A 25,479-nucleotide genomic window follows, 5' to 3' on the forward strand; every position below is an offset into this window, starting at 1 on the left:
GTGATAGAGTAAAGACAAAAAAGTGACGTGATAAAATGAATGAGACTTCTGGTGATTATCGATTGTTTGTGATTGGGGAGCAGAAAGAATAGATATAGCTTTTAGATGGGAGTTTAAGATATGCAAAGATTAGGTATTATTTTTCTATTTACGATTATTGTTTTCGTGCAATTATGGCTCCCACCTTTATCAGCTCATGCTGCTGAGCCGTTCGATACAGCAGATGTTGATGAATTTGTTACGAATTATCTCGAACGAAACGGATTGCCTGGTGCATCCATTGTAATTGTAAAAGAAGGCAAAATACTGTACGAAAAGGGTTATGGTCATGATTCTAATGGGAACCCCCTAACAGAACATTCACGTTTGAGAATCGGTTCGGTATCCAAAACATTTACGGCCTTCGCCATTTTACAATTGGTTGAAGAAGGAAAGATTCAATTGGATGAGCCAGTAGTCAAATATTTACCTGAGATTAAACTAAATGATAGCAGATGGAGGAAGGTGACGATACGTCAACTATTGAGTCACACATCTGGGGTGCCGAATCCAATAATTGTTGCTCCAGCGAATACCTTAAAAGATGGTGTGGAACGTATTAGTGACTGGAAATTACAATCCCAACCCGGAAAGAAACACACTTACAGCAATCCGAATTACTGGATTTTAGCTTTTTTAGTTGAAAAAGTGAGTGGAATCGCGTTTTCTGATTATCTTAAACAAAAGGTATTCTCTCCACTAGACATGAATGAATCACTCACGACTGTAAACTCTGTAGATCCTGTACAAGGACTACCTAAAGGATATGTAACAGCCTATGGAACTGCGATACCTTGGACAGAGCTTGAAGCGATGAATATGGGGGCTGGAAGCGTCGTAACAACAGCATCAGATATGGGGAAATGGCTCTCTATGCACACGAACGAAGGAAAAAATGAATCAGGAGAACAATTATTATCAAAAGAATTGTTGGAAAAGTCTTATTCATCACAACCTGGAAGTGAAAAATACGGGCTAGGCTGGTCCTTAAGTTCTCCAAACGTAAAACCAGCTCGCATTTCACATAGTGGTGCATTATCTACTTATCAAACACAACAAGACATCGTGCCAAGTAGTGGTTATGGAGTGGCCGTTTTACTCAATAGCTTCACCCCTACATTAGAAAATGCATATGAGATTAGTTCAGGAATTATCCAACTGACAGAGGGACAAGAACCCGTGATCAAAACTTCAGTACCTAAAATAATTGATTTATCACTAGGTGCCATCACTTTGATTTACTTGATTTTAGGGATCAGAGGAATTCTCCAAAGTAAAAAATGGTCTTATAAACGTAAACAACATCCAGCTTGGAGATTTTATCTGCGATTACTCCCGCAATTTTTGCCTATCCTGGGTATTGGATGGTTATTCTTTGTTGTGCCGACGCTACAGGATAATAGTTCAACGATAATTGATGCGTTTGGTCTTTTCCCAGCTGCGATGATTTTATTGGCAATCATTTTCATCATTGGATTGATTCTTACAATTTTGAGAGTCTATTATCGAGCAAGGTTACGTAATTTCGGTTGTGCCGGCCAATAAAGCCTCATGGGAATACTTGGAAAAGGTGCTCGGTATGTCCAGGTGTCACGGAGCTAAGTGCTATTGTCAACGGTTCAAGCTCCCTAATTCCCAGTGGCGCCAAACAGACGATAATGAACGTGCCTTCCTTCTTCGAGTCCAGACGGATTGTGGGAATCCGGAGTCGCGCACTACCAGCGGGATTGTCGCTTACCTAGATGACGAACCTGTCGGATGGTGCGCGGTAGAGCCTAGAATCGCTTACAAAAAGCTTCGGAACAGTCCGGTTCCATGGGCGAAAAGGGTCGAAAATAAGAACGACCAAGGTGTTTGGTCCATTGCTTGTTTCATTGTTCGTAAGGGCTATCGTCGGCGTGGGATCACTTACGCCTTAACGAAAGCTGCTGTGGAATTTGCCCGGATGAGAGGTGCCTGTGCCATCGAAGGGTACCCAATGATTACGGTGCCTGGACAAGATATCCCATGGGGGGAGCTTCATGTTGGTGGTCCCAACGCCTTCATTGCCGCAGGTTTTCCAGAGGTGACCAGACCTACCAAACGACGGGTTATCATGCGTCTCGAACTTCAGTAGGATTTTTAATCCTTAGTAAAAAATCGCCATGGTTTATCGGAGGCTAAGAGTGTTTAAAGGATTAGGAACTAAAATTCTTGATGGATCACCAAGCTATTTTGTAATAGAGGATATCGGGCAGGTATCATCTATGAACCAATTTGAAAAACTTCTGCAGGACATATACGACTATGTCCAATTGAAGGATATTCAATCTGTCAAAATTGTTTTAAACGAAAAAGAAGCTTCGAACAATGATTTTCTTCATTTACTGGATGATTACGACTTTTTGAAGCACGATACACAATATTTTTATAAACAGGACCTGAATTCTTTAGAGAACACCGAACAGGTAACATCCATTGAACTAAAATCTATTGAACAAACGACCGATTACTTATTTAAAAATGTTTGGAAAGAAGTTGTAACCGGGTCTCTAAACGCTCCTTCGTCACTTCCCATTGAGAAGGAGTTTGAAGGCATGAAAGCTGAACTGGGTTCTAATTACATAAAAAACTGTTTGATCGCTTAACATGACAAAGATCCGATCGGGATTACAATTCCACATATTGAACCGGGTACTATTGATGAAGGCAGACTATTTTATTTTGGATTGGTTCCTGCATATCGAGGTAATAAATGGGGGATAACTCTCCACAAACTTTCCTTGCAATTTCTAAAAAGTATAGGTGCCACATACTACATCGGGGCAACCGGACATCGAAATATTCCTATGCAGCGTATCTTTCAACTAAACGGTTGTAGAATGATTGAAAAGAAAGTCATCTTTCGGTATATACCTCAAACTCAGAAAAATTAAAACTATAAAAATATGTTTCTATTCAATTAAGCTTATTAAACTAGTGACGACCCTTTAGCTAACAACTCGCGGATTCCTTCGCCAATTTTTTCAATGCCTAACGTGATGTTCTTGTCTTTGACCTGTGACACACTCAGGCGGATCCGGTTTTCCTTTCGATATTTTGGGAGATACATAGCTGTTGCATCCTGTACAAGTACATTTTTATGTATGAGGTGATCAGCCAGGTGTTTCCCTTTCATTCTTTCAGGAAGTTCTACGGTAGAATAAAATCCTGATTCTCCACCAGTAAATCCAGCTTCTGGAGGCAGGTGTTCAAGATAAGCCTTTTTGAGGAGGGTACCTTTCTTCTTGTAATATCGTCTGAGCTTCTGAATGTGCGCCTTGTACATCCCGCTTTGCAAATAGATTTCCAGAGCGCCTTGTGTGATGACGGGCGTGTGGACATCTGCTGCAAATTTAGCTCTGGTAAAGCTGTCAAGTAAAGCTTCAGGTAAGACGGCAACGCCAAGCCTCAATCCAGGCAAAAGAACTTTAGAGAAACTCTTCGTATATATGACTCTGCCGGACGGATCATAGGCAAACATAGGATCCGCCTTTCTTTTTGTATCCAGATCCCCCATATAATCGTCCTCAATGATGTAAACGTCGTATTTCTGTGCCAGTTCGACGATTTTCTTTCTTTCATGATTGGAGTAGCTATAGCCAGTAGGATTCTGAAATCTTGATACTGTGTAGAACAATTTGATTTCTCTTTCTTTAAATATTTGTTCCAAGCGGGTGAAATCAATGCCCTGGTTCGTGATCTCAATTCCACTGACTTTCAGATTACGGGAGGTAAGGGATTGTATGAAGCTAGGGTGCGTTGGCTGTTCAGTACAGATTTCGTCTTTCCCATTTGGAAAAGAAAGGGAGATGAGAAGATCAAGAGCCTGTTGCGAACCGGATACAACACAGATCCGCTCAGGTGGAGCAAAAACCTGTACATCCTGTAATTGTTTTGAAAGCTGTTGTCGTAATTGCTCCAGTCCCAGGGGTTCTGAGTAATGAAACATTTCCTCTTTATAGAATTCAATTGCCTGGTTCATACAATGCTGGTAATCACGGTAAGGCATTCGGCTTCGGTCAGGACCAGCAGAAGAAAAATCAATCAGCTCTTTAGGTGATGAGTTACTTGACTGATGACTCCCCACAAGAAAATACCCGCTCTTCGGCACCGAGTAAATTCGATGTTTTTTCTCCAACTCGGCGTAAGCCTTAATAATTGTATTGATACTGCATTGGAGTTCTTTGGATAATCTTCGGACTGAAGGAAGACGTTCACCTGGTTTCAGGCGTCCTTCGTTAATTCTATCCTCGATTTCTTTGATCGTTCCTTCGTACTTCTTTTCCATTTTTGCTTCCTCCCACACGAATCTGTAAGGGTACAGATGACTAAAACATTGCTTTCTGCGCTCGAACTTAATGAGTATAGTATAAGTTATCAACCAGAAAGTGACTATCATGTAAAACTACCAATTTAGGAGGAAGAAGATGAAGATTTTTCGTATAGGGTTGTTTTTATTACTTTCACTCATGCTCGTCTGGACAGGGATGTCAACAGACACGAGTGCCAAAGGAACGCATGAAAAAGAGTTGGACATCGAGGCGTTGTTTAACGGAAAAGATGGGACGATGGTATTGAAAAACATTAAAAATGATAACGTTTTTGTATTCAACCAGGAGAGAAGTACAGAAAGATTCACTCCTGAATCGACGTTCAAAGTACCGAACGCATTGATCGGGCTCCAAACATCGGCAGTCAGAGATGAATATGATGTTAAACGATGGGATGGCATAACCAGGGAATTTGAAGCCTGGAATCGGGATCATACCCTTGGTTCAGGTATGAGGCATTCTGTGATCTGGTATTATCAAGATATGGCCCGTGATATCGGGGAAGAACGAATGGAACAGTATGTAAATCTCATAAACTATGGAAATCAGGATATCTCTGGCGGAATCGATACGTTTTGGCTGGACAGCAGCCTTGAAATTACGGCTAGAGAACAAATGGACTTTACTGAAAAATTAGTAAGAGAACAACTGCCCTTTGAAGAGAAACATCAGAAAACGGTTAAACGGATGATGATAGAGGATGAACAAGATGAGTACACACTTCATGGGAAAACGGGGACAAGACTTTCAGATTTTGGTTTAGGATGGTATGTCGGTTTTATCACCACAAAAAAAGACACCTGGGTATTTGCGGTAAATCTCGACGGAACCGGGACCAAAGCTAAAAATATTGTCCTGGCGACCTTAAAGCAGATGGACATTATTAATGAAGAACACTAAACATCAAAAATGGGGACGTGTTTTCATTAAGCCGTCCCCAGAGTTTCATTTAATAATTAATTAACAGAATATTTTTAATATTTTCAAACTATAGTTATAAAATCTAATTAGGACAGGAACATTTGTTCTGAACATTTGTTCTGTTTTGTATTTCAACTAGAGACGGAAATGGGAATGATTTGTTCTACATGCCTGTAGCTAAGTAATTTTTAAAAGGGAGGAATAAAGATAACTCACCCTGTAAACTAACGATTAGAAATAATGGATTTCTAAATTTAAGGGAATGGAGTGCTTTAACATGAGTGATCTGAGATTGATTGAAACATATAGAAGCTTTTTACATAATTATTCACTGGAGCAACTAAGACATATACCTGAGCAAGGGGTTTGGTCGATCGGTCAAATGTATGACCATTTAATTGTCGTAGCTCACGAGTATCTTGATAGTGTTGAAGTTTGTGCGACACCTGTTGGAGAGCAAAAGCAGGGAAAGACGGAGTTTGGCGAATATTTATTTAATATTGGTGGATTCCCGCCAATTAAAATTAAATTGCCGGAGGAACTTGATACCCCACCTGACAATACAAAAAGTAAAGAGGACATTATGCTTGAGCTCGATCAACTAATGGAAAGAATGAAGGAATTGGAAATGAAAGTAGATGAAATAAATCCAAACTACAAAGATGAACATGGGGGCTTTGGCTGGCTGAATGCCCAGGAGTGGTTTGCTCTTGTCGGGATGCACTTCCGTCATCATCTGCGTCAGAAGTATGAACTGGATCAAAAACTCGGGTTATAAACTGATAAAGGAAAAAAGCGTTTAATAGTGAACTAAAAACTAACTTAACTTTTCTTATAAAGGAGATGAATTTATGACAATTAATATTAGTACGGTTCTGGACGTTCTTGAAAAATACAAATATGGAGTTTATGAAAAGGATGTTGATCAATTCCTATCCATATTTGCTCCTGATGTACATATTTATGATTGCTGGGGAGACTGGGAATCTAAGGGTATTTCTTCATGGAGAGAAAACGTTGTTAATTGGTTTAATGGATTGAGGGAAGACGGAGATTTACTAAAAGTAGATTTTAATGATTTAACTATTGAGGAAAATACGAATGTTGCATTTGTTCATTGTGCTGTTACGTTCGCTGCGTATAGAGAAAAATCAGGAGAGAAACTTCGTCAAATGACAAACCGTTTTACATTTGGCTTAAAAAAAGTAAATGAGTCTTGGCTCATAACACACCAACATTCATCATTACCGATAAATATGGAAACTGGAAAAGGGATATTCAACTTAAAATAATAGAGTTACAGGCAGTAGGAATATCGTGATATGAAAGTATAGGTGTGTAAGTAAACTATAACGAGAGGGGATAATTCCATGAATGAAAATAACAACTTTTCTGCGCTGCCTAGAGTGGTCGACCGGTCCACCTGGCAGGCTAAACTGGATGAGTTGCGGATCCGAGAGAAGGCGCATACTCGCGAAGGTGACGCAATTGCGGCAGCCCGTCGTCGGCTGCCGATGGTCGAGGTGGACTCAACTACCCCGCTGATTGGCCCGGATGGCCCGGTAACACTGTTGGAGACGTTCGAGGACCGCCACCAGCTTGTCGTGTACTTTCACATGTGGCACACCGGCAGACCCGCCGCGGAGCAGTGCGAGGGCTGCACCTTTTCCACGAGCCACATCAACGAGCTGTCCTATCTAAATTCGCGGGACGTGAGCTACGCGACTTTCTGCCAGGGTCCGTACGAAGAGAGCTCGCGTTATCGCGACTTCATGGGCTGGACGGTTCCCTGGTACTCGGTGCCCCAGGATGCCGTAGAGCGGTTGATCGCAGACCGGCACTTCGGTATCCTGGTCAGTTATCTCCGAGACGGTGACAAGGTCTACGAGACCTACTGGACCACCGGACGCGGCAACGAACGGATGGCACCATCATACGGCCTGTTGGACCTGACTATCTACGGCCGGCAAGAGTTCTGGGAGGATTCGCCCGAGGGCTGGCCACAGCGTTGGGGTTCCAAAGGTGGTCAGTTCCAGCTGGACGGCCGCCCTACCGCCCAATGGTCCCGCCTGGAAGCCGGACGCTCCGACGATCTCGGCACCTAGGCCATCTTCCTACACTGTTGCCAAAACAAGCTATAACTCAGGAGGGTCTCTAAAATAGGGCGTAGAGTGATGATAGTTAGCTTTTACGTTATTCAATCATCAGGCGCTATCCTGGAATAAGGATAGCGCTCATATTCATTTACGTGCCATTTAACGGAATATTGCGATGAGGGTATATAAAAGTAAAGGGTTCCGTTTTAGGGTGCATAACCTTTAAAATGACATTATAAGTGTCACAGGACGAAATCTTAACGGACTTATTCAAGGAAAATGGTAATAGTTTCGAATTTTAGGGAAATGGATGATCAACTTGGTGAATTGTCCCTCTTCCGAGTCAATGGACAAGGAATGGCCAAGCTTTTTCGCCAGTTGTTCTGCAAGATATAATCCCATTCCCGTCGATTTCGTATGGTCTCTTCCAGTCGTCCCGGTAAATCCCTTTTCAAAGACCCGATGGAGGTCCTCCGTCTTGATTCCCATCCCATTATCTTCAATCGAAAGTCTTTTTTCCTGTTGGTCTTCTTCAAATGAGACAGAGATCATCCCGCCTTCTTCCGTGTATTTCAGTGCATTCACAATAATTTGGTCAATGACGAATCCGAGCCATTTGCTATCGCTATGAACACACAATGGTTGTTCATCCATTTGAAATTCAATATTTTTATTGATGAATGGTTTTGCATATTTTTTAATGCTGTTTTTCACGACACTATTCACTTCGATTTCGGTAATGAAGTAGTCTTTGGAGAACGAATCGATTCTTGAATAATAGAGCGCTTGTTCCACATCATCATCAATCTTGTCCAGTTCATCCTCAAACCGATCCACGAGTGCGTACTTCGCCATATCGTCACTGTTTTCGATGAGGAGACGGGAAGCGGCGATTGGAAGTTTGATTTCATGTATCCAGGAAAGGATGAATTCCTGCTGGTCCCGCTTTTCGTCATACAATCCTTGAAGCTGTCGATAGTAATCTTTATGCAGTTGGTCCAAAAGGTCAAGGAACATCTTCTGTGTGTTATTCTGTGGATCCGGTATCAACAAAAGTTCCATTTGATCAGTTTCATAGTTCTGCTTCATTCCAGTGTAAAATTTTCTCCGGTAAAAATAACCGATCACGATATAGAGCACTAGAAATAGGAGGCAGCTGACGTTTGTATAGATGATGTTCGTCCATTCCCCTTTTTGTTGGCTGAGATACATCATTAACGTGACAAATGCCATGATGAGCAAATAAAAACAAAAGAAGTAACGTTTATCTTTCAAATAGTCGAGGAAGCTCATTGGATGATGTAACCTTCTCCTTTTTTTGTCATAATAAAATCATCCTTCCCGAGGTTCGCGAGCTTCTTACGTAGACGGGTGATGTTCACCGTCAAGGTATTATTGTCGACGAAACTCTCGTCTTTCCATAGATTGCGCATGATCTTCGTTCTGTTGACGACCGTCCCTTTATGCTGCATTAATTGCTTCAGGATCGTAAATTCTGTCTTGGTCAATTCTGCTTTTCGTTCAGAATAATAGACATCCCAATCATTCAGGTTCAAAACGACACCATCATGTTCAATCACATTCGGTTCTGTCTCAAGATAGGAATAGGAACGGCGAAGGAGGGCATTGATTTTCGCCATCAGGACATCGAAATCAAATGGTTTCTGGATGAAATCATCCCCACCCATATTCATGGACATCACCATATCCATCGGTGAATGCCTTGATGAAATGAAGATGATCGGTACCTTGGAAACTTCCCTGATTTTACTGCACCAATAAAAACCATCAAAGGTTGGCAGGTTAATGTCCAATAGGATGATATGGGGTCGTTCTTTAAGATAATCCTCCAATACATGATTGAATGTATCTAGCATTACGACTTCGAAGTTCCATTTCCGAATCGATTCGGATAATAGACATCGTATCGTCGGTTCATCCTCCACAATCATGATTTTCATCTCGTACCTCCAAACTGTCTAAAACTGAGACTTGTTGATTATATCTTATCTGAAAATTTAGAGGGCTGCATCATGGTGACAAAAATGTAAGGTTTACGGTCTTAATTGTAAGTTTGAATCATCACACCTTATTGTACAATGTAGCCATAACAGAGAATGCTCAACTGTAATGGAGGCGAAATAAATGGAAAAAATTTTAGAGGCCAATCAGATCAAAAAAATATATGGCGGGAAAGGCAATGTATTCACTGCGCTGGACAATATCGATCTAAAGGTCCGGCAAGGGGAATTTGTCAGTATTATGGGACCTTCAGGCGCGGGGAAGTCAACTTTACTGAATGTTCTTGCGACCATCGATCAACCTACGTCTGGGGAGATCAACATAGATGGAGAGAAAATCACGAATATGGGAGAGGCGCAGTTGGCCGCTTTCAGAAGGGATAAACTGGGGTTTATTTTTCAAGATTACAACTTGCTGGATACTTTGACTGTAAAGGAAAACATCATTCTTCCGTTAGCGCTGGCGAAAATGGATATAAAGGAACTTGAAAGCAGGGTGGAAAAGGTAGCGGATACGTTTGGAATTCGTCCGATTTTAGAGAAATATCCGTATCAAATCTCCGGAGGACAGAAGCAACGTACCGCAGCCTCACGGGCGATTGTGACAAAGCCAAGTTTGATCCTTGCCGATGAACCAACAGGGGCGCTCGATTCGAAATCAGCGACCGATTTACTGGAAACCCTGAAATCATTAAGTGAACAAGATAAAGCGACAATTCTGATGGTGACGCATGATGCGTATGCCGCAAGTTACAGCCAGCGCGTACTCTTCATCCAGGATGGTAAACTGTTTACAGAGCTTGTTAAAGGCCAGTCGACCCGCAAAGAGTTCTTTGACAAAGTGCTGGATGTCTTATCCGCACTTGGAGGTGGGTCGAATGACATTATTTAGTCTCGCTAAGAAAAATATAAAAGGAAATCTGAACAATTATTTGATTTACTTTGTTTCTTTGATCTTCAGTATCATCATCTATTATACGTTCGTGTCTTTGCAGTACAGTGAGAAGATCCAGGGCAGTATAGAACTGTCGGAAGCAATGGATTTTATGTTCATGGTTTCCTCTGCAATCCTGATTTTGTTTGTTGCCATTTTTGTTTTATATTCCAATGCGTTCTTTATGAGAAGAAGGAAAAGGGAAGTCGGCCTCTACTCGATGCTCGGATTGAGAAAACAAACAATTGGAAGAATGTTGTTTTATGAAAATCTCATGTTGGGTCTGCTTGCGCTCGTCATTGGTATAATCCTAGGCACCTTTCTTTCCAAATTGTTTTCAATGATTTTGATCAGGCTCATGGGATCAACCGTGGAGATCGACTTCAGCATCTCACTTCCAGCGATACTGCAAACGTGTATGGTGTTCATCGTCCTCATCTTATTTACGTCCATCCAAGGATATCGCCTAATATATCGCTTCAAACTGATTGAGTTGTTCCATGCTGAGAAAAAAGGGGAACAGGCGCCGGAAAGTTCTTTTGTTCCAGCCATCATCGGGGTGATCCTGCTTGTATTAAGTTATGGGCTGATCCTGAGGGGATTTCCTTCAGAATTGACAGGCAGTTATCTGTTGAAAAATTACGGGGTAGCTTTCATTGCACTTGTGATCGGCACGCATCTGTTTTTCCGTTCGGTCACCATCTACTTGCTGAAGCTCTCTCAAAAAAATCGAAGAAGATATTTCAGAGGGACGAATCTGATTCATGTTTCCCAACTGCTGTTCCGGATCAAAGGGAATGCACGTACATTTACGACCATTGCTTTGTTGAGCGCTGCGACCATCAGTTTTTTCGCTGCCACATACAGCGGGTATTATGGGAATGAAAAAAGTACGAGGGAGGATGTCCCATTCAGCTTCACCCACGAGTCAATAGGAGAGAAAGTGGATGCTGAGATCAAACAGATCATAGCTTCAGATCAAGCGCACACGATACAGGCACAAATCGATATACCGGTGATACAAGCCACCGGAGAGACGGCGTTTTCGATGGATTATGAATTGAATCCGATCAAACTGATTTCTGAAACGACATACAATACAGCTGCACAAGCATTGGATCGTGATGAAAACATACAATTGACAAAGAATGAGGCGGTGGTCATCAAGCCGCGGCTGACCAAGTATACCTCATCTGACTTTAAAGGAAAAAACATATCCTTGCAGCTTCAAGATATAACCAAATTAGAACTGGTCGATATGGTAGAGGGGAGCATCCTGCCATTTGATTATCCGGATTTCTTTGTGATTATCAGCGATGAATTATTCAGTGGGATCGCTGAAAAACAATCCCCGAAGTTTTATAAAGCTTATGAGGTAGAAGATGAAATCACTGCAAAAGCAACGTCCAATAAACTGAATACGATGATTAAGGATGATTTTCAAGTAAATGCTTCTTTCTATACAGAATATAAAGAGGGGAAGGAAGGCAGTGCACTGAACTTATTCATCTTTGGATTCCTGGGACTTGTCTTTTTGGCAGCGACAGGGAGTACCATTTACTTCAGACAGCTGACGGATGCGAATGAAACCAAAGGCAACTACGAGATCTTAAGAAAGATCGGGGTGAGCCGAAAGGACATTCTGAAAACGATTCGTAAGCAGATGTTATTTGTATTTGGACTGCCGCTTACAATCGGTATCATCCATAGCAGTGTCATCATGAATTTCATCAGCAATTTCTTGTCCAATCTGATTGGAGCTAGTCTCATCATACCAATCATTACCGCAATGGTTGCGTTTGTTGTGATTTTTATCGGATATTATTTCTTAACCGTATCTACGTACAACAACATCGTAAATAAAAAGAATTTTTAACTCATTGTTACAATCATCCAAATATATGAGTATGCGAGATATACAATAATATGCCTGCTTCTTATACATTCAATATAAGAGGGCTTACCAGAAATAGGATAAGCCCTTTATCTTCATAGAAATTGCATTTAATAACATGAATTTATTGTAATTTACATAGTTACAAAAGGAAGGGGACTTTCATGACAGTTTCAGCGAAACCCGGGCAAATCATTATCCTCAATGGGGCACCTAGATCTGGAAAGTCAAGCATAGCCCTGGAAATCCAAAATACATTTGAGGGTGTGTGGATGAACATAGGTGTTGATAAGACCATGGAAATGACTCCAGAACGATATTTACCAGGGATAGGATTACGACCTGGAGGAGAACGTCCTGATCTTGAGCCTCTAATAATGCAAATGTACAAAGGGATGTATGAAACGATTGCCGCACACTGTCGTTTAGGTTTAAACATAGTCGTGGATGTCGGTCACCATGATTCTTATTCTGTTCCTCTTAGCATTCTACCAAAATGCGCTCAAATACTAACTGGTCTTTCTGTATTATTTGTGGGAGTACGCTGTCCACTCGAGGTTATTATGGAACGTCGTATCAACACCTGGAATTCCGGTTATGCCAAAGACGGTTCAGTTCCATCGCCAGTGAGAAAATGGCAAAAGGCAGTCCATGAACCAGGGATTTATGATTTGGAAGTCGATACCTCACTGTTAAGCGTAGAAGAGTGTGCGATCAAAATACAACAGAGACTTGAAGATGATAACCCTTTAACAGCTTTTCAAATTATTAAAGATATTAGATGAAATGAATGATGAGGTATTTTTAAAAGATAATCAGAAGAAAAATATGGACTCGATCACTTGAGGATCGAATCATTGAGGAGGAACATTTTTGTTTTACCGAAGAAAATTTTATATTGTAAAAAATGAATTTGTAGAAGTATTTAACGAACATTTCAATAATACAAATCTACATAATCAACAAAAACATGGTGCGAGATTGATTGGCCGATGGATGAAGGAGAATGACGATCATACTACCGAAATCTTTGCTATTTGGGAGTATGATAGTTATGAAGACTTTAAAGAAATAGAATCTAATGTAAGAAATGATAAAGCTCATGTTAAACGTGTCCAAGACTGGTATCAACGACATGGCGGGAAAGAGACCGTATTTAAAGAATACATATTAGAAGTCAGGAATGAAGAAATAAAATCAACGGTAGAGTAAATGCAATTAGGGCAATTGGTAACGGAGGTCTTGTGCCATGTAACGAGGTTGCCTAAATAATCAACCAATGTTTACATTCGATATCCATGTTTCCGATCAAGCCTTAAAATTTTCAATTAGTCACATTCTTTCCCATTCACTTAAGTATAGAACATCTTGTTTTACGTTTTTCTTTTCCGGGAGTAAACAAAGAAATTCTAATGAGTTTCCATCAGGATCATAAAAATATAGGTTCGCAGTAGGAGTCCAGGTATGTACCATTGGTTCAACAGGTTCCAAACCAAATGCAGACCTGGGTTCTATCCCCCTTTCATGAAGCCAATCTTTAGCCTTAACGATATCTTCATATGAAACTTTAAATGCAAAATGGCTTTTGTTAAATTCTTTTTCAGTAACCTCCCAAACGCCAAGCATTTGTTCTTTTTTATTATGTTTATCAAACCAGAAGAATGCGACACGTCTCTCCTCGATCATATGAGCGAGGTGCATTCCTATCTTTTTGTAAAAATCGATTGCTACTTCCAAATTTGTTGTTTTAACATGTGTTTCATATAATGTACCAGGCAGCATAATAGTAGAACCTCCTTGTTATAACATGTTCTTGCTTTATCATAAACAAGATGCTTAAGAATAGCTTCAGAGAATAGTATGAAGTCATCTACTACTTTTGATGGAAATACCGTGATTTGGTGAATCCTCTAATGTCCTTTTCAAAATTTAGAGATCGGCTCTCGTTAGTGGGTCTTTCTGTAGAACATCAGGGTCTTTGAACCATATGAAGAAAGTACTTCTTCACGTGGGGCAAAGACTTTTTTGTTGGTTTGAAACTATCCATAATACCAATCGGCACATCAACAAAATGGACAAGAAAAAAGATATGAATGTTTAAGAATATCATTGACCTAACAGGTAAACGAAGTTACAATAACATTGACCTGATAGGTTAATAAATATATAGGTGATGAGAATGCTTTCAAAATTTTTGAATCTGGACCCCAAAAGAAGGGACGTCATTTTAAATGCAGCATTAAAGGAATTTGCAACAAAGGGATTTGATGATGCCTCGACAAATGTTATTGCAAAAGCTTCTGGAATTTCTAAGGGGTTAATGTTCCATTATGTAAATAGCAAAAAGGACCTTTTTCTATTCCTTTACGATTACTGCCATGACATGGTTAATAAAGAATATCTTGAATTAATGAATTTTAACGAAACAGATCTATTCGAAAGGCTGAGGCAATCTTATCTTCTCCAAATTGAGTTGTTGCAAAAGTATCCTTGGATTTTTGAGTTTATAAAAATCACTGGCATTACTAAGTCTGATGAAATCAATAAGAAGCTGGAAGAAAGAACTAACAACAAACAATCATTATGCCAGATGACAATGTTTGATATCGTTGATGAATCTAAATTCAGAGAAGGACTGGACATTGAAAAATCCAAACAAATTATTTATTGGTCGAATATTGGCTTTACAAATCAGATACTGGAGGAAATCAGAAACTCAGAAAGCGATGAATTGGAATATGACAAAATTATTGCAGAACTTGATGATTTCCTTAATGAACTCAGGAAAACCTTTTATAAATAGAAAAGAATGTTCAGCATATAAAAATGTGAAATGGAGAACACCAGCAGAAGCTAAGGATATGTTGCCCAAATATTTTTTTTGTGGTGTCAAGTTCAAGAAAAACGATGAGAGGTGTTGAGACATTAATGAAAGATGATGAAAACAAAAACCAAGAGGATCAGTCCATAGACAATAAAGTGCCGATTGGGCGTTTCTACAATTTGGAAGGGCGAAACTTGTTCCTCGACCGTTCTGGAGCTGGAAGTCCAGCAGTCGTATTTATACCGGCAGCAGGTATGGTCGGACTTGATTATCTAAATATCCACAATAAAATTAGTCAACGTACAACATCAGTGATTTATGATCGAGCGGGAACGGGGTGGAGCGATCAAGTTAAGCTACCTCGAAGTGCCCTGGAGGTCACTGATGAATTGCGGAGTCTTTTGCATACTGCTGGTGTACCAGCTCCCTATCTGTTCGTCGGTCACTCGTTGGGTGGAATATATGCCCGCCTATACGCCCAACGATTTCCAGATGAAGTGGCAGGGATGCTTCTGCTAGAACCCCCTCACGAGGACTTTCTCACCAATACACCAAAATTAAAGAAACGCTACCTACCTCAACAGGGTTTTGCTATCCTTCGTACACTCCTAACATACAAGCAGACTTTTCGTGGTTTATTCGATCGGATGTTTGCAGAATGGCCAGATTCGATACGTGAACCTTTGATTGACTATCACCTCAAAACATTATCGAAAACGATGACGGAAAGGAAAAACTTGAACAGCGAAGTCTATAACGAAGTCCGTAAAGGAGGGGACATGCCGGATATCCCTTTGATCGTGTATACTGCGATGGGAATCGACCCATTCATGACTCCAATCACAAGTAAATCATTCCTGCGTGAGACGATTGATCCATTTAATAATGTGAAAAATACAATCTATACAAAATTTGCAAATTCAGTTCCGCGTGGGGAGCATCGTATACTCAATAATGCTGGGCATACCACGATCCACACGGATTGTCCCGACGAAGTGGTCGAAGCGATTTGGAACTTACTCGACTTAAGTAAAAAAGCTTGAAAATATTACATTTGAATAAAGGAGAGACTGACCTTCTTTTTGTAGTAAGTTATAAGCTCCTAAACAAACAACTCTACAAAGGAGTATAGCATGGCATCCACAAATAAACCGCCATTGATGAGCCAAATCAATAAGAAATACTTATGGTACATCATTAAAATATTGTAATTAACTTATGATAATTTGGCAGTTAATATATATTTAGATCCTATTTAAGGAGGAATTAATTTTGGAACTCGAAATCAAGATTAGAGTAGCTACTGAAAAGGATTTAGATAGAATAGTGGAAATGCTTGCTGATGATACGCTAGGCAGGCACAGAGAACTTTACGAACAGCCCCTGCCAGTTAGTTACATAAAAGCGTTTAAGGCTATAACATCTGACCCTAACAATGAGCTTGTAGTGGCATATCACGAAAATGAAATTCTCGGGGTGCAACAAATTACATTTACACCATATATCACACATCAAGGTGGATGGAGGGCTACTATAGAGGGTGTAAGAACTTTATCTTCTCAACGTGGTACGGGAATTGGTTCTCATCTTATAAAGTGGGCAATTGAACGCGCAAAAGAACGCGGCTGTCACTTGGTCCAACTTACAACAGATAAACAACGAGAAGATGCTTTACGCTTTTATCAACGACTAGGATTTAATCCATCTCACGAAGGTTTGAAAATGAAATTATAATTCTTATTATATAAAGTTAAAAATGTATATCGTAAATGTAGAAGGTGCAATAAGGAAAAATGATAAATGGATAATAATTGTAAGAAGTAAAAAAGAGGAACATGCTGGTGGTTTGCTTTCACATCAGACATCTTAGAAAAAAACTGTAAAGTGTGAAATTTTAGAAGAAGTCGGTGTGAACGTAAAAGATAGGTTAAATTATGTACACAGTACGTCTTTCGTAACAGATAGAGATGAAAATGTAGTTGATATTGTTTTTCTTTGTGAATATGAATCGGGTGAACCATTTCCTAAAAGTACTGATGAGGTAGAAGAAGTATTATGGTTAACTACTGAAGAAATACTAAGGCACCTAAATTCACCTATCTATTTAAGGAAAAGTATTAAACATTCCGAGTTGTATAAAACCAGAGCTTCAGTATTCTTCAACAAATGAGCATTTCTTCAAGAAGGAGAAATGCTTTTCTTGTTGAACTAAAGGGTAGGTTCGTTAGTCGGAGAGGAGGATCGATCTGCCTAAGCGCTTTGAAATTTTATTATAGTAAGGAGATCATGAAAATGGAAACAGGCAATAAAGTAACAATTACAGTAGAGACGACAGTTCAAACACCGGTTGAGGAAGTATGGAAATATTGGACAGAGCCGCAGCATATAACAAAATGGAGTTTTGCTTCAGATGATTGGCATGCGCCAAATGCTGAAAACGATTTAAGGGATGGCGGGAGATTCCACACCAGAATGGAAGCGAAGGACGGCAGCTTTGGGTTTGATTTTAGTGGTGTTTATGACGAAGTGAAAATACACGAGTTGATTTCCTACACGCTTGACGATGGAAGAAAAGTCACGATAACATTTGCAAGCCAAGAAAATGGGACGAAGATCATTGAGACGTTTGAAGCGGAAAGTGATAATCCTATTGAAATGCAAGAAGCAGGCTGGCAAGCATTTCTGGACAATTTTAAGAAGTATAGTGAGATCACCAATAAAGCTTAGGTAGAGAATCTTTTAACAATCAGGGGTTCTGTATTAGAAGGGGCATATCCGAAGCAGGATATGCCTCTTTATTATGAAAATAATCATTGAGTTCGAGTAGATACTTTGAAATAATTGGTATTAAACAAAAAGTAAAGGGGAGAACATATGAAACAGGCGATCACAATCCTACATACAAATGATCTTCACGCGAATTATGAGCAATTATTAAGGCAAGCGGTATTCATAAAGAAACGAGCAAAAGAGCTAAAAGCCGAAAATGAGAATTATCTCCTTTTAGATGGTGGAGATCATCTGGATATGAGCATCAATGAGTGTTTGGCCACTCAAGGCAATATGCACTTAGAGATGTTAGCAGATGTTGGGTATCATGCGATGTCAGTAGGGAATAATGAAGTGTTACGTTCAACTCCAGAACTGATTCGAAAGCATAGTCTTGAAACGACTGTTCCTTGGTTATTACTGAATTTAGCTGAAAGCGATGGATCTGTCATTGGAGGTATGAAAGAATCCCTATTATTAAAAGCAGGTCAGTTGAAGATCGGGCTTTTCGGGGCAACCGATCAATTTGGAGATCTTTATGAAAATAAGCATGGTTTTCGTAATCGAGATACCTTGACTTCAATAAATAAAGCGGTCGACGACTTACATGATCAAGGGGCTGATTTGATCATTTTCCTTTCACACATGGGGTACGAAGCTGACCTTGAATTAGCAAAAAAATTAAGCGGAGTAGTTGATGTGATTGTTGGCGCACACTCACATACGGTTCTTGAAAGTCCTATTGAGGAGTCTGGTGTGATTATTGTCCAGGCAGGATCTCACGGGAAATATGTTGGAGAGCTGCGACTTGAAATTGATCTGGCAAATAAAAAAATAGAAAAGTATATCGGCAAATTAATAGAAATCAAGCTAGACTCCGAGTGTGATCCTAGTATGACTGCAATATTGGAACGAGGTCGCGCTGAAACGAATGCGTTTCTATCAGAAGTATTGTCTTATACCGAAGAGCCTCTTTCACATGAAGATGTCATCCAACTCATGGCAGAAGGTATACGGAATTTTTGGAATGCCGAGATCGGTATCATGTATGGTGGAGCGGCTATTGGAGGGCTGGAAAAAGGCGAATTGACGAGGGGAAAGGTATTGGATATTTGTAAAAGCATGCATTCCCCTGTGTTGATCGAAATGAAAGGGAAGCAGATTGCAGGTTTAATTAAAGATCATTCGAGACCAGAAATCACCTCTAAGAAGGTTTACGGAAATGGGTTCCGGCCACACGGGATCACGATTGGATCTTTAGGATTCTCTGGAGTTTCATGGACAGATCAAAATGGCAAGATCTCAGAGATAAAGGTGAACGGAGAACAATTACAAGAAGAGCAAGTATATACGGTTGGCAGCGGAACACCACTGTTGTACGAAGAGGTTTGCGGGTATGCGTCTGTCAAAGGCTGTAAAATGATTGATATCGGTAAAACGTTGATGGTGAAAGACGTGTTCATGATGTATTTGAAGAAAAGGAATAGATTGAAGATGGATAATGTGTCTATCAGATAAAAAAAGGTTGGCGATGGCCAACCTTTTTCTTCATATTAACATAATGCGAGTAAGATTTGCGGTGTGTAGAAGAAGCATGGGGCGAAGGTCGGGTAACAGAATCCGATCGTGATAAAAAAGTTGACAAAAGCTACCCATGCAAGAGCGATGCCGATCCCGCCGAACGGTGTCAGGTAAAAGATCAACGTCCATCTGCCCTGACAACCCCAGATTCCGTTAATTCTCTCGTCTGTTTCAGCGTCATTTCTGAATTCAATATCAGGACGCGGCTGAGCTCCGAGAAGTGAGAAGACCTGTGTCGCACTCTGCGGCTGTTGTCCGATCAAAAATTGAAGCTGTGACTGAGGCATGGCTGACAATGTCGTAAAAAGATTAATCAGACCCTGAGGCGGTGCAGTGGTAGGTCGTGAAAGCGTCGGTAGAATCTGTTGGACCTGCTGTTGTTGTTGCAAGGTCAATTGACCGGGCAATATGGTAGGTATTCCAACACTCCCCATACCTCCTCCAAAACCACCAATTCCTCCAAAGCCTCCGATTCCCCCTGGCCCGAATGGTGGCAATTGGCGTGGAAGATATGTCTCATGATACATATTCCAATCCCCTTTTCGATGTATAATTCATATGTCACTATATTCATTTTGGGGTATTATGTGCGTCTATGACGGAATAGTCATCTTAAATATGTTGCCCAGGTAGCAGGAATGGCCAAATTAGAAATAGGAAAAGAGGAATAATGAGGTGGATTATGAGTAGCGGTTTTCCAAATTTTAAAGAAAAGATCGTTTCTTTACAAAGTTATCTCCAGTTTTCCCCACTTCACCCCGTACAGGCAGATTTCCCGAATTTATTGTTCGCATCCGTTAGATAGCAAATCATAACTATTGATGAGTTGGTAAATAATATCCAGGAGGTGATAATATGGATAATGATAACTTAAAACTTACATCTTCTGAAATAGGAACACTGTGGGGACAGTATGTAAACGGGACAATGACAGATACTGTAAATCGATATATGGTCACTATCATTGAGGATGAATCAATAAAAGATATTTTTGAGGATGCTATCAATACGTATGAAAAACAAAAGAATCAACTTGTTACTTTAATGAAGAATGAAGGTTTTCCAGTTCCAATTGGATTTACTGAATCTGACCTCAATAAAGGTGCGGAGAGATTGTTTACTGATATATTTTGCTTACATTATTTACATATCATGACTTTACATGGATTGTTAGGACATACCACTTCATTAGGCGTTTCTGTCAGGAAGGACTTACGAGATTTTTACGATTCATGTGATGATGATGGGAAGAGAATGTACCATCAAACCACAGAGTTGTTGCTCGAGAAAGGAAGTTTCCAAAGAGATCCTTTATTTTATCCTGCTAAGAATCCTGAATTTATTTCTAGCCAAGATTTTATAGATGGATTTTTCGGAAAAGGGAGACGTTTAACTGCAACAGAGATCATCAGCATTTCTTTCAACCTTAAAAAAAGTATAATGGCTAAAACGCTTTCTATCGCATTCAGTCAAGTTGCTCAAACGAATGAAGTAAGAAAATTTTTAGAGGATACCGAGAAAACATCTGATGGACAAATACAATCTCTAGCAAAAATAATGCATAAGGATAACTTGCCAGTTCCTAAGTCGTGGGAAACAGAAGTGACAACTTCAACGGACTCTCCTTTTTCCGATAAATTAATGTTGTATCATATTGGTTTCTTGTTCCAAGCCGCACAGGCATATCATGGGACAGGTCTAGCTTCAGCCATGCGAACAGATCTTGTAACCATTTACGAGGGCACCATTCTAAAAAATCTTACCGTTACAAAAAAATGGTTCAATATTATGGTGCAAAATAAATGGTTAGAACAACCACCTCTTGCTCCTAATAGAAAAGAAATTGCAAAAGAAAAATAATAGAAACATGCAACTAGGTGAGTACCAGTGAATAAGAGTCAAGTTGAAAAACTTATGTGGAGCATTGCACTTCCTGGTTTTGGACAGTATTTAAACGGTAAGTATTTTAAAGGCACAGTTTTATTGATACTTGAATTTATCATTAATGTACAAGCCCATTTTAATCAGGTCATACTTTTAAGTTTTCATGGGGAAATTGGTAAGGCGATCACACATACGGACTATCAGTGGTTGATGTTTTATCCTTGTGTGTACTTTTTTTCTTTGTGGGATGCGGTGAATGATGCAGGTGGGGGAAAAGAACCAGAACCTTATTCTTTTCTACCATATGTGTTAGGTGTGTTTTTTGTAACTGTTGGATTGATTTTTTCCTCAAATTTAAGGATATATGGAGTGCTATGGGGTCCTGTTTGGCTTCCAATGCTATTTGTCTTTCCTGGAATAATAATCGGATTACTGATTAAAAAAACCTTGAATAAAGCACCATAAAAACCATCCACTAAAATAATAAGGGTTAACCGTGATATAAATGCCAAAGGTCAGGAAAGTCACCTATCGATTTAAACTCTCCCTTACAATTTACTCCAGAAAACTGCCTGTTTGACCTACCTGATCATCCTTTAATAGAGTTCCATTGAGTAAGAAAGGCGTTTAGAGAATTCCTTAAATCGTTGGGTTTAATCAGCATAGGCAAATGACCTGTTTCAAGTATTTCAATTTTTTGTGGAGCAAGATTGGCAATCATGTTATTTTGTTGAGACAGACTCATTTCTTGATCTTTTGCTAACTTTATATAAAGCTTAGGTATGTTTGTTGGAACATTCGCTTTTGTTTGATCTGTGTAGATGTGAATAGATTCCGGTACAAAACCACGTACTATTTCGGTTGCTCTCTCATGTGAAAGATCATTACATAGACCTTTACGAATAGCAGACTCAGGTGGTTGCGTGCCAAATACACGTAAAAGCACATTCATCAATAAACGTTTTGCAAATGGAAAAGTCGAGAGGAACGATCCCCCATCTTTAGGAATTGTCGCCCCGATTCCAATAAATCCAACCACCCGCTCCGATAAATCACTTGTAATATTAAGAGCAAGGACTCCACCCAACGAATGGGCAATGATAACAAATCTTCTGACTTTCCAATCTTCAATTTGTTGCTTTATATAATCACTGTAATCTTGTAGAGTCAAACTTTGCCGTAATTTATTTTCCCCTTGTCGTTCAGGAAAATCAACGAGTAAAACGGGACGTTTCATTTCTGATACAACCGGTTCCCAAATACTGCTTTCTAAACCTGCACCTTGAATAAAAACCAAACCTATCTGATCGTTTTCCAGCCATTCAGTCATCTTTCTTCCTCCACTCCTATCTATTAGAAAAAGAATTTTGAATATCAGTTCATGACCACTTACACAAAACCTATTATTCCAGCTTACTTAATACAAATTATTCTATATCACTTGTATACTTTTCTGGTAATAACTCCATTACATTACACTTAACTAGTTCATTATTATAAGAAATGATTACATCAGTATTTTTTCCGTAATCACTAATTAACTCTCGACACATACCGCAAGGAGCAACAACCCAACATTTTTCTATATCTTCGTGTGGATGAGGATGAGCCACTGCTACAATTGTTTCAAATTCGTGTTCTCCTTCTGATATTGACTTACCAATAGTCATTGCTTCACCACATACGGTTATTCTTCCGACATTCGCTTCCACGTGTACTGCTGAAAAAACATTACCAGATGTTGTTCTTACTGCTGAACCAATGTGATGTCGTCCATACCTATAATTCTTTTCAATAACTTTTTCTGCTTCTTTAATCAATTCATAATCTTTATCTTCTAAAGGTCTTACTTTTAACACGATATTTCTCCCCCTTGTTGTTTCTGTTATAACTGTTTCTTCAACTCTACTGACCAGTTATTGAATAAAGGAAAAGCCGGAGATGGCTATATCGATCTTCAGCTCTCGGCCACGATTGTAGAACATTGAAAATACATTATAGGATAAAAACGAAGAAACCGATGCTTGAAGTAATAAAATAGCTCAATAACCCTATCCTTCTATGCTTCTTGCTAATGTTTAATTTCTTTTCCAATTTTTTTATATAATCATAAATTATAGAAAGACTTACCAAAAGAATAATACCAAACGCATTACTTTCATTAAATTGAACCAAAGCTAATACTGTCAAAATACCAAATGCAACATTACTAACTATTGTCTGAATAGTACACCTCCTAGGAACCTTAGAAAGCTTTTATGTAAATAGGGGATCAGCTGCCTTATGCAGTAAACGCCCCCATAGCTTAATAGTAAACGAATTACAACTCGTTATTTCTCCCAAAGCTCAACCAGCCGACCTTCAGGATCTTCAATCCAAATAAACTTTCCAAATTCACTAACCTCTTTTTTCTTTACAAGAGGTACACCAAGGTGCTCAAGATGCTTAATAGTCTCGTTTAGATCATGTACTTGGAAATTTAACATCACTTGTTGTTCTGTTGGAAAATAACTGTCATTCTCGGTAAAGAAAGAAAAGATAGTCTCATTTCCTGATTGGGGTTTAATCACAGTCCCGTTCCAATTTTCTATTTCAATCTTCAATACTTCACAATACCATTTTTTAATAACATCAAGATTCTTAGTTCTCCAAAATATTCCTCCGAAACCTTTTATCATCGTCTTTAACTCCTATCTGTTTTTACATTTGGGCTCTTTTCTAAAAGATTGTTGCTTTTGAGTCAGTTTTGTAAAGAATCATCTTGTGCAAGTCGATTGGAGAGCAAGGTGCGAGACTCCTCTCTTCGTGCGATGTAACGCTGCCGAAGCTTTCCTTGTCCTGCGGGATCAGCGTGACTACTTCCTGAGTAATCTCCTCGCAAGGCATGCGACGAGGAAGCTCGCTTCGACAGGACTTTCTTGTAGACGCAGGAGCACAAATGCTTCCTTGAAAAGGAGACTCCTTAGGTCGCAAGGCGACGAGTGGGCTCACCGCACACCCCCGGAAAGCGAGCATCCTGGAGCGGAAATCAACGACTTTCAAGAGTAACAAAGTTTGCGAAAACAGCCTGCATTTTTAGTTTTCTTACATTTCATACTCAAATCTAATGTATCAGCTTCATAAAACCAAAAGTCCACAAGTATTGAATTAGTAGATACTATTTCTATTTGTAATATTGATTTTCGTTTCTGTGGTATATATGTATTTAATCGTAGTCTTAAAGAATGTCTTATAGAATTTATGTTTTCTTCATCATATAAATAACAAGAAATCTCTTCATTTATTTTAAGTAGAATTCTCTTTCACAAAATTTACTTTATTTTTGAATAAATACAAGTGTCAGTTAGCTTGCTACCATCTGAAGATAAATCATCATTTCTTAAGGTTCCTTCTAATTCAAAACCTAATTTTACTGGTATTGAAAGACTTTTAGAGTTTGATGATTCACATCTTATTTCAATCCTTCTAAATTTGAGTTGCTGAAAGCCAAGGTTAGTTAACTCACTTACTGCTTCTGTCATATATCCATTGCCACTAAATTGCGAGTTAATCCAGTACCCAATTTCACATTTAGAAATCTTCCAATTAATTCTGTGAAGGCTAGCAGTTCCAATAAAATCATTAGTACCTTTACGAAAGATAAGATAGCGAAAGCTTTCTCTTTTCAAAAATTCTATATATAGGCGTTTCTCACGAGAATTTCTGCTTCTTCAACAGTAGGAATTTCCTGAAATAAATTTAACCATTGCTTTAACTCATTAATTGAATCCTTAATAGCATGGTTTACTACATTCCCGTCACCAGCTTGTGGTGCTCGAAGAATTAGTCTGTCTGTTTCTATTTGTAACGGAACATCTATTAAAATAGGATTCATATAATTTCCCCTCTCTAAAACTTTAAATTAAGACCTAATGAAACTTATATAATTAACTCTAGTTTAGATTCATTTAAATTGCTATTAATGTAATTCAACAAAAAAGTACATTAATCCTCCATGGGACCAATGTACTTATATTTGTTATTAAATTAAACTTTTTTTGAAAAACGACCATAAAGTTTCATATGTAATTTTGATATATTTTTCTAGTTCCCTTGGTTATTCAAACCTAAAAGCACAAAACATTTCACAGAAGAATCACGCTAACTAACATAAATTTTTTCCTG

At 39.2% G+C, this 25,479-nt stretch carries 27 protein-coding genes and 2 pseudogenes; 19 read left to right on the forward strand and 10 right to left on the reverse strand.

Annotation, left to right across the window (positions count from 1 at the left end):
• The first annotated feature begins 120 nt into the window (after positions 1-120).
• From ACTWQL_RS16555 to ACTWQL_RS16565, 3 genes are read left to right on the forward strand one after another with little or no spacing between them, the layout of a single operon-like run.
• Positions 121-1,584 (forward strand): serine hydrolase, encoded by a 1,464-nt coding sequence (locus ACTWQL_RS16555; protein ID WP_443143537.1) that lies wholly within the window; start codon positions 121-123, stop codon positions 1,582-1,584.
• A gap of 34 nt (positions 1,585-1,618) precedes the next feature.
• The gene (locus ACTWQL_RS16560) at positions 1,619-2,155 is read left to right on the forward strand and encodes a GNAT family N-acetyltransferase (RefSeq protein WP_443143538.1); all 537 of its coding nucleotides are present in this window, start codon (positions 1,619-1,621) and stop codon (positions 2,153-2,155) included.
• A gap of 49 nt (positions 2,156-2,204) precedes the next feature.
• On the forward strand, positions 2,205-2,666 hold the full coding sequence (locus ACTWQL_RS16565) for a hypothetical protein (RefSeq protein ID WP_443143539.1): 462 nt from the start codon (positions 2,205-2,207) through the stop codon (positions 2,664-2,666).
• A gap of 323 nt (positions 2,667-2,989) precedes the next feature.
• On the opposite strand, the gene ACTWQL_RS16570 is transcribed toward ACTWQL_RS16565, so the two are convergent.
• Positions 2,990-4,348 (reverse strand): aminotransferase-like domain-containing protein, encoded by a 1,359-nt coding sequence (locus ACTWQL_RS16570; protein ID WP_443143540.1) that lies wholly within the window; start codon positions 4,346-4,348, stop codon positions 2,990-2,992.
• Positions 4,349-4,487: 139 nt separating this feature from the next.
• On the opposite strand from ACTWQL_RS16570, the gene blaOXA reads away from it, so the two are divergent.
• From blaOXA to ACTWQL_RS16590, 4 genes are all read left to right on the forward strand, one after another.
• Positions 4,488-5,291, forward strand: coding sequence for a class D beta-lactamase (gene blaOXA / locus ACTWQL_RS16575; RefSeq protein ID WP_443143541.1), 804 nt, complete (start codon positions 4,488-4,490; stop codon positions 5,289-5,291).
• Positions 5,292-5,589: 298 nt separating this feature from the next.
• Positions 5,590-6,090: a DinB family protein gene (locus ACTWQL_RS16580; protein ID WP_443143542.1), complete on the forward strand. Its 501-nt coding sequence runs from the start codon at positions 5,590-5,592 to the stop codon at positions 6,088-6,090.
• Between the two features lie 73 nt (positions 6,091-6,163).
• Complete coding sequence (locus ACTWQL_RS16585; protein WP_443143543.1) at positions 6,164-6,604, forward strand: YybH family protein; 441 nt, start codon at positions 6,164-6,166, stop codon at positions 6,602-6,604.
• A 78-nt stretch (positions 6,605-6,682) separates the two neighbouring features.
• Positions 6,683-7,417 (forward strand): DUF899 family protein, encoded by a 735-nt coding sequence (locus tag ACTWQL_RS16590; protein ID WP_443143544.1) that lies wholly within the window; start codon positions 6,683-6,685, stop codon positions 7,415-7,417.
• A 261-nt stretch (positions 7,418-7,678) separates the two neighbouring features.
• Here the strand turns inward: ACTWQL_RS16590 and ACTWQL_RS16595 are convergent, their stop codons facing one another.
• Together ACTWQL_RS16595 and ACTWQL_RS16600 are read right to left on the reverse strand one after the other, a co-directional pair.
• Positions 7,679-8,701 carry a sensor histidine kinase gene (locus tag ACTWQL_RS16595; protein ID WP_443143545.1) on the reverse strand — a complete coding sequence of 341 codons (1,023 nt, stop codon included), beginning with the start codon at positions 8,699-8,701 and terminating at the stop codon, positions 7,679-7,681.
• Entirely contained in the window at positions 8,698-9,369 is a 672-nt protein-coding gene (locus ACTWQL_RS16600; RefSeq protein ID WP_443143546.1) for a response regulator transcription factor, read from the reverse strand. The genes ACTWQL_RS16595 and ACTWQL_RS16600 overlap by 4 nt, the downstream gene beginning before the upstream one ends.
• Before the next feature lie 184 nt (positions 9,370-9,553).
• Between ACTWQL_RS16600 and ACTWQL_RS16605 the strand changes: the two genes are divergently transcribed.
• From ACTWQL_RS16605 to ACTWQL_RS16620, 4 genes are all read left to right on the forward strand, one after another.
• On the forward strand, positions 9,554-10,321 hold the full coding sequence (locus ACTWQL_RS16605; RefSeq protein ID WP_443143547.1) for an ABC transporter ATP-binding protein: 768 nt from the start codon (positions 9,554-9,556) through the stop codon (positions 10,319-10,321).
• On the forward strand, positions 10,308-12,239 hold the full coding sequence (locus ACTWQL_RS16610; protein ID WP_443143548.1) for an FtsX-like permease family protein: 1,932 nt from the start codon (positions 10,308-10,310) through the stop codon (positions 12,237-12,239). The genes ACTWQL_RS16605 and ACTWQL_RS16610 overlap by 14 nt, the downstream gene beginning before the upstream one ends.
• 182 nt (positions 12,240-12,421) lie before the next feature.
• Complete coding sequence (locus ACTWQL_RS16615) at positions 12,422-13,042, forward strand: chloramphenicol phosphotransferase CPT family protein (RefSeq protein WP_443143549.1); 621 nt, start codon at positions 12,422-12,424, stop codon at positions 13,040-13,042.
• 88 nt (positions 13,043-13,130) lie between these two features.
• Positions 13,131-13,469, forward strand: coding sequence for an NIPSNAP family protein (locus ACTWQL_RS16620; protein ID WP_443143550.1), 339 nt, complete (start codon positions 13,131-13,133; stop codon positions 13,467-13,469).
• Between the two features lie 120 nt (positions 13,470-13,589).
• Here the strand turns inward: ACTWQL_RS16620 and ACTWQL_RS16625 are convergent, their stop codons facing one another.
• Positions 13,590-14,039 carry a VOC family protein gene (locus tag ACTWQL_RS16625; protein ID WP_443143551.1) on the reverse strand — a complete coding sequence of 150 codons (450 nt, stop codon included), beginning with the start codon at positions 14,037-14,039 and terminating at the stop codon, positions 13,590-13,592.
• Positions 14,040-14,436: 397 nt separating this feature from the next.
• Between ACTWQL_RS16625 and ACTWQL_RS16630 the strand changes: the two genes are divergently transcribed.
• The 6 genes and pseudogenes from ACTWQL_RS16630 (at position 14,437) to ACTWQL_RS16655 (ending at position 19,368) form a co-directional block, all read left to right on the forward strand.
• A complete protein-coding gene (locus ACTWQL_RS16630) occupies positions 14,437-15,060 on the forward strand; it encodes a TetR/AcrR family transcriptional regulator (RefSeq protein WP_443143552.1) in 624 nt (207 codons plus the stop codon).
• 125 nt (positions 15,061-15,185) lie between these two features.
• The gene (locus ACTWQL_RS16635; protein WP_443143553.1) at positions 15,186-16,124 is read left to right on the forward strand and encodes an alpha/beta fold hydrolase; all 939 of its coding nucleotides are present in this window, start codon (positions 15,186-15,188) and stop codon (positions 16,122-16,124) included.
• Between the two features lie 229 nt (positions 16,125-16,353).
• The gene (locus ACTWQL_RS16640) at positions 16,354-16,815 is read left to right on the forward strand and encodes a GNAT family N-acetyltransferase (protein WP_443143554.1); all 462 of its coding nucleotides are present in this window, start codon (positions 16,354-16,356) and stop codon (positions 16,813-16,815) included.
• 22 nt (positions 16,816-16,837) lie between these two features.
• A pseudogene (locus ACTWQL_RS16645) lies at positions 16,838-17,251 on the forward strand (NUDIX domain-containing protein).
• Positions 17,252-17,373: 122 nt separating this feature from the next.
• Positions 17,374-17,808, forward strand: coding sequence for an SRPBCC family protein (locus ACTWQL_RS16650; RefSeq protein ID WP_443143555.1), 435 nt, complete (start codon positions 17,374-17,376; stop codon positions 17,806-17,808).
• A gap of 147 nt (positions 17,809-17,955) precedes the next feature.
• On the forward strand, positions 17,956-19,368 hold the full coding sequence (locus tag ACTWQL_RS16655; RefSeq protein WP_443143556.1) for a bifunctional metallophosphatase/5'-nucleotidase: 1,413 nt from the start codon (positions 17,956-17,958) through the stop codon (positions 19,366-19,368).
• 35 nt (positions 19,369-19,403) lie between these two features.
• On the opposite strand, the gene ACTWQL_RS16660 is transcribed toward ACTWQL_RS16655, so the two are convergent.
• Entirely contained in the window at positions 19,404-19,958 is a 555-nt protein-coding gene (locus tag ACTWQL_RS16660; protein WP_443143557.1) for a hypothetical protein, read from the reverse strand.
• Between the two features lie 328 nt (positions 19,959-20,286).
• Here ACTWQL_RS16660 and ACTWQL_RS16665 point away from each other — a divergent pair, with 328 nt between their 5' ends.
• Complete coding sequence (locus ACTWQL_RS16665; protein ID WP_443143558.1) at positions 20,287-21,291, forward strand: DUF3231 family protein; 1,005 nt, start codon at positions 20,287-20,289, stop codon at positions 21,289-21,291.
• A 27-nt stretch (positions 21,292-21,318) separates the two neighbouring features.
• A complete protein-coding gene (locus ACTWQL_RS16670) occupies positions 21,319-21,780 on the forward strand; it encodes a hypothetical protein (protein ID WP_443143559.1) in 462 nt (153 codons plus the stop codon).
• A 124-nt stretch (positions 21,781-21,904) separates the two neighbouring features.
• On the opposite strand, the gene ACTWQL_RS16675 is transcribed toward ACTWQL_RS16670, so the two are convergent.
• The 5 genes and pseudogenes from ACTWQL_RS16675 to ACTWQL_RS16695 all read right to left on the reverse strand — a co-directional run bounded on the left by ACTWQL_RS16675 (position 21,905) and on the right by ACTWQL_RS16695 (position 25,189).
• Positions 21,905-22,645: an alpha/beta fold hydrolase gene (locus ACTWQL_RS16675; RefSeq protein ID WP_443143560.1), complete on the reverse strand. Its 741-nt coding sequence runs from the start codon at positions 22,643-22,645 to the stop codon at positions 21,905-21,907.
• A gap of 97 nt (positions 22,646-22,742) precedes the next feature.
• Positions 22,743-23,174 carry a cytidine deaminase gene (locus ACTWQL_RS16680; RefSeq protein WP_443143561.1) on the reverse strand — a complete coding sequence of 144 codons (432 nt, stop codon included), beginning with the start codon at positions 23,172-23,174 and terminating at the stop codon, positions 22,743-22,745.
• Positions 23,175-23,645: 471 nt separating this feature from the next.
• Positions 23,646-23,993, reverse strand: coding sequence for a VOC family protein (locus ACTWQL_RS16685; protein ID WP_443143562.1), 348 nt, complete (start codon positions 23,991-23,993; stop codon positions 23,646-23,648).
• Between the two features lie 40 nt (positions 23,994-24,033).
• Positions 24,034-24,201, reverse strand: a complete 168-nt coding sequence (locus ACTWQL_RS16690; protein WP_443143563.1) for a hypothetical protein — start codon at positions 24,199-24,201, stop codon at positions 24,034-24,036.
• A 425-nt stretch (positions 24,202-24,626) separates the two neighbouring features.
• Positions 24,627-25,189: pseudogene (locus ACTWQL_RS16695) on the reverse strand (GNAT family N-acetyltransferase).
• Between the last annotated feature and the right edge of the window lie 290 nt (positions 25,190-25,479).

It is taken from the genome of Pseudalkalibacillus sp. R45 (assembly GCF_052246725.1).
Lineage (GTDB): Bacteria > Bacillota > Bacilli > Bacillales > Fictibacillaceae > Pseudalkalibacillus.

Excerpts from the sequence above, each read along its gene's own strand:
- ACTWQL_RS16555 (WP_443143537.1), top strand. The coding sequence starts at position 121 with ATGCAAAGATTAGGTATTATTTTTCTATTTACGATTATTGTTTTCGTG.
- ACTWQL_RS16560 (WP_443143538.1), top strand. The coding sequence starts at position 1,619 with ATGTCCAGGTGTCACGGAGCTAAGTGCTATTGTCAACGGTTCAAGCTC.
- ACTWQL_RS16570 (WP_443143540.1), bottom strand. The coding sequence starts at position 4,348 with ATGGAAAAGAAGTACGAAGGAACGATCAAAGAAATCGAGGATAGAATT.
- blaOXA (WP_443143541.1), top strand. The coding sequence starts at position 4,488 with ATGAAGATTTTTCGTATAGGGTTGTTTTTATTACTTTCACTCATGCTC.
- ACTWQL_RS16580 (WP_443143542.1), top strand. The coding sequence starts at position 5,590 with ATGAGTGATCTGAGATTGATTGAAACATATAGAAGCTTTTTACATAAT.
- ACTWQL_RS16585 (WP_443143543.1), top strand. The coding sequence starts at position 6,164 with ATGACAATTAATATTAGTACGGTTCTGGACGTTCTTGAAAAATACAAA.
- ACTWQL_RS16590 (WP_443143544.1), top strand. The coding sequence starts at position 6,683 with ATGAATGAAAATAACAACTTTTCTGCGCTGCCTAGAGTGGTCGACCGG.
- ACTWQL_RS16595 (WP_443143545.1), bottom strand. The coding sequence starts at position 8,701 with ATGAGCTTCCTCGACTATTTGAAAGATAAACGTTACTTCTTTTGTTTT.
- ACTWQL_RS16600 (WP_443143546.1), bottom strand. The coding sequence starts at position 9,369 with ATGAAAATCATGATTGTGGAGGATGAACCGACGATACGATGTCTATTA.
- ACTWQL_RS16605 (WP_443143547.1), top strand. The coding sequence starts at position 9,554 with ATGGAAAAAATTTTAGAGGCCAATCAGATCAAAAAAATATATGGCGGG.
- ACTWQL_RS16610 (WP_443143548.1), top strand. The coding sequence starts at position 10,308 with ATGACATTATTTAGTCTCGCTAAGAAAAATATAAAAGGAAATCTGAAC.
- ACTWQL_RS16615 (WP_443143549.1), top strand. The coding sequence starts at position 12,422 with ATGACAGTTTCAGCGAAACCCGGGCAAATCATTATCCTCAATGGGGCA.
- ACTWQL_RS16625 (WP_443143551.1), bottom strand. The coding sequence starts at position 14,039 with ATGCTGCCTGGTACATTATATGAAACACATGTTAAAACAACAAATTTG.
- ACTWQL_RS16630 (WP_443143552.1), top strand. The coding sequence starts at position 14,437 with ATGCTTTCAAAATTTTTGAATCTGGACCCCAAAAGAAGGGACGTCATT.
- ACTWQL_RS16635 (WP_443143553.1), top strand. The coding sequence starts at position 15,186 with ATGAAAGATGATGAAAACAAAAACCAAGAGGATCAGTCCATAGACAAT.
- ACTWQL_RS16650 (WP_443143555.1), top strand. The coding sequence starts at position 17,374 with ATGGAAACAGGCAATAAAGTAACAATTACAGTAGAGACGACAGTTCAA.
- ACTWQL_RS16655 (WP_443143556.1), top strand. The coding sequence starts at position 17,956 with ATGAAACAGGCGATCACAATCCTACATACAAATGATCTTCACGCGAAT.
- ACTWQL_RS16660 (WP_443143557.1), bottom strand. The coding sequence starts at position 19,958 with ATGTATCATGAGACATATCTTCCACGCCAATTGCCACCATTCGGGCCA.
- ACTWQL_RS16665 (WP_443143558.1), top strand. The coding sequence starts at position 20,287 with ATGGATAATGATAACTTAAAACTTACATCTTCTGAAATAGGAACACTG.
- ACTWQL_RS16675 (WP_443143560.1), bottom strand. The coding sequence starts at position 22,645 with ATGACTGAATGGCTGGAAAACGATCAGATAGGTTTGGTTTTTATTCAA.
- ACTWQL_RS16685 (WP_443143562.1), bottom strand. The coding sequence starts at position 23,993 with ATGATAAAAGGTTTCGGAGGAATATTTTGGAGAACTAAGAATCTTGAT.
- ACTWQL_RS16690 (WP_443143563.1), bottom strand. The coding sequence starts at position 24,201 with ATGCCTTGCGAGGAGATTACTCAGGAAGTAGTCACGCTGATCCCGCAG.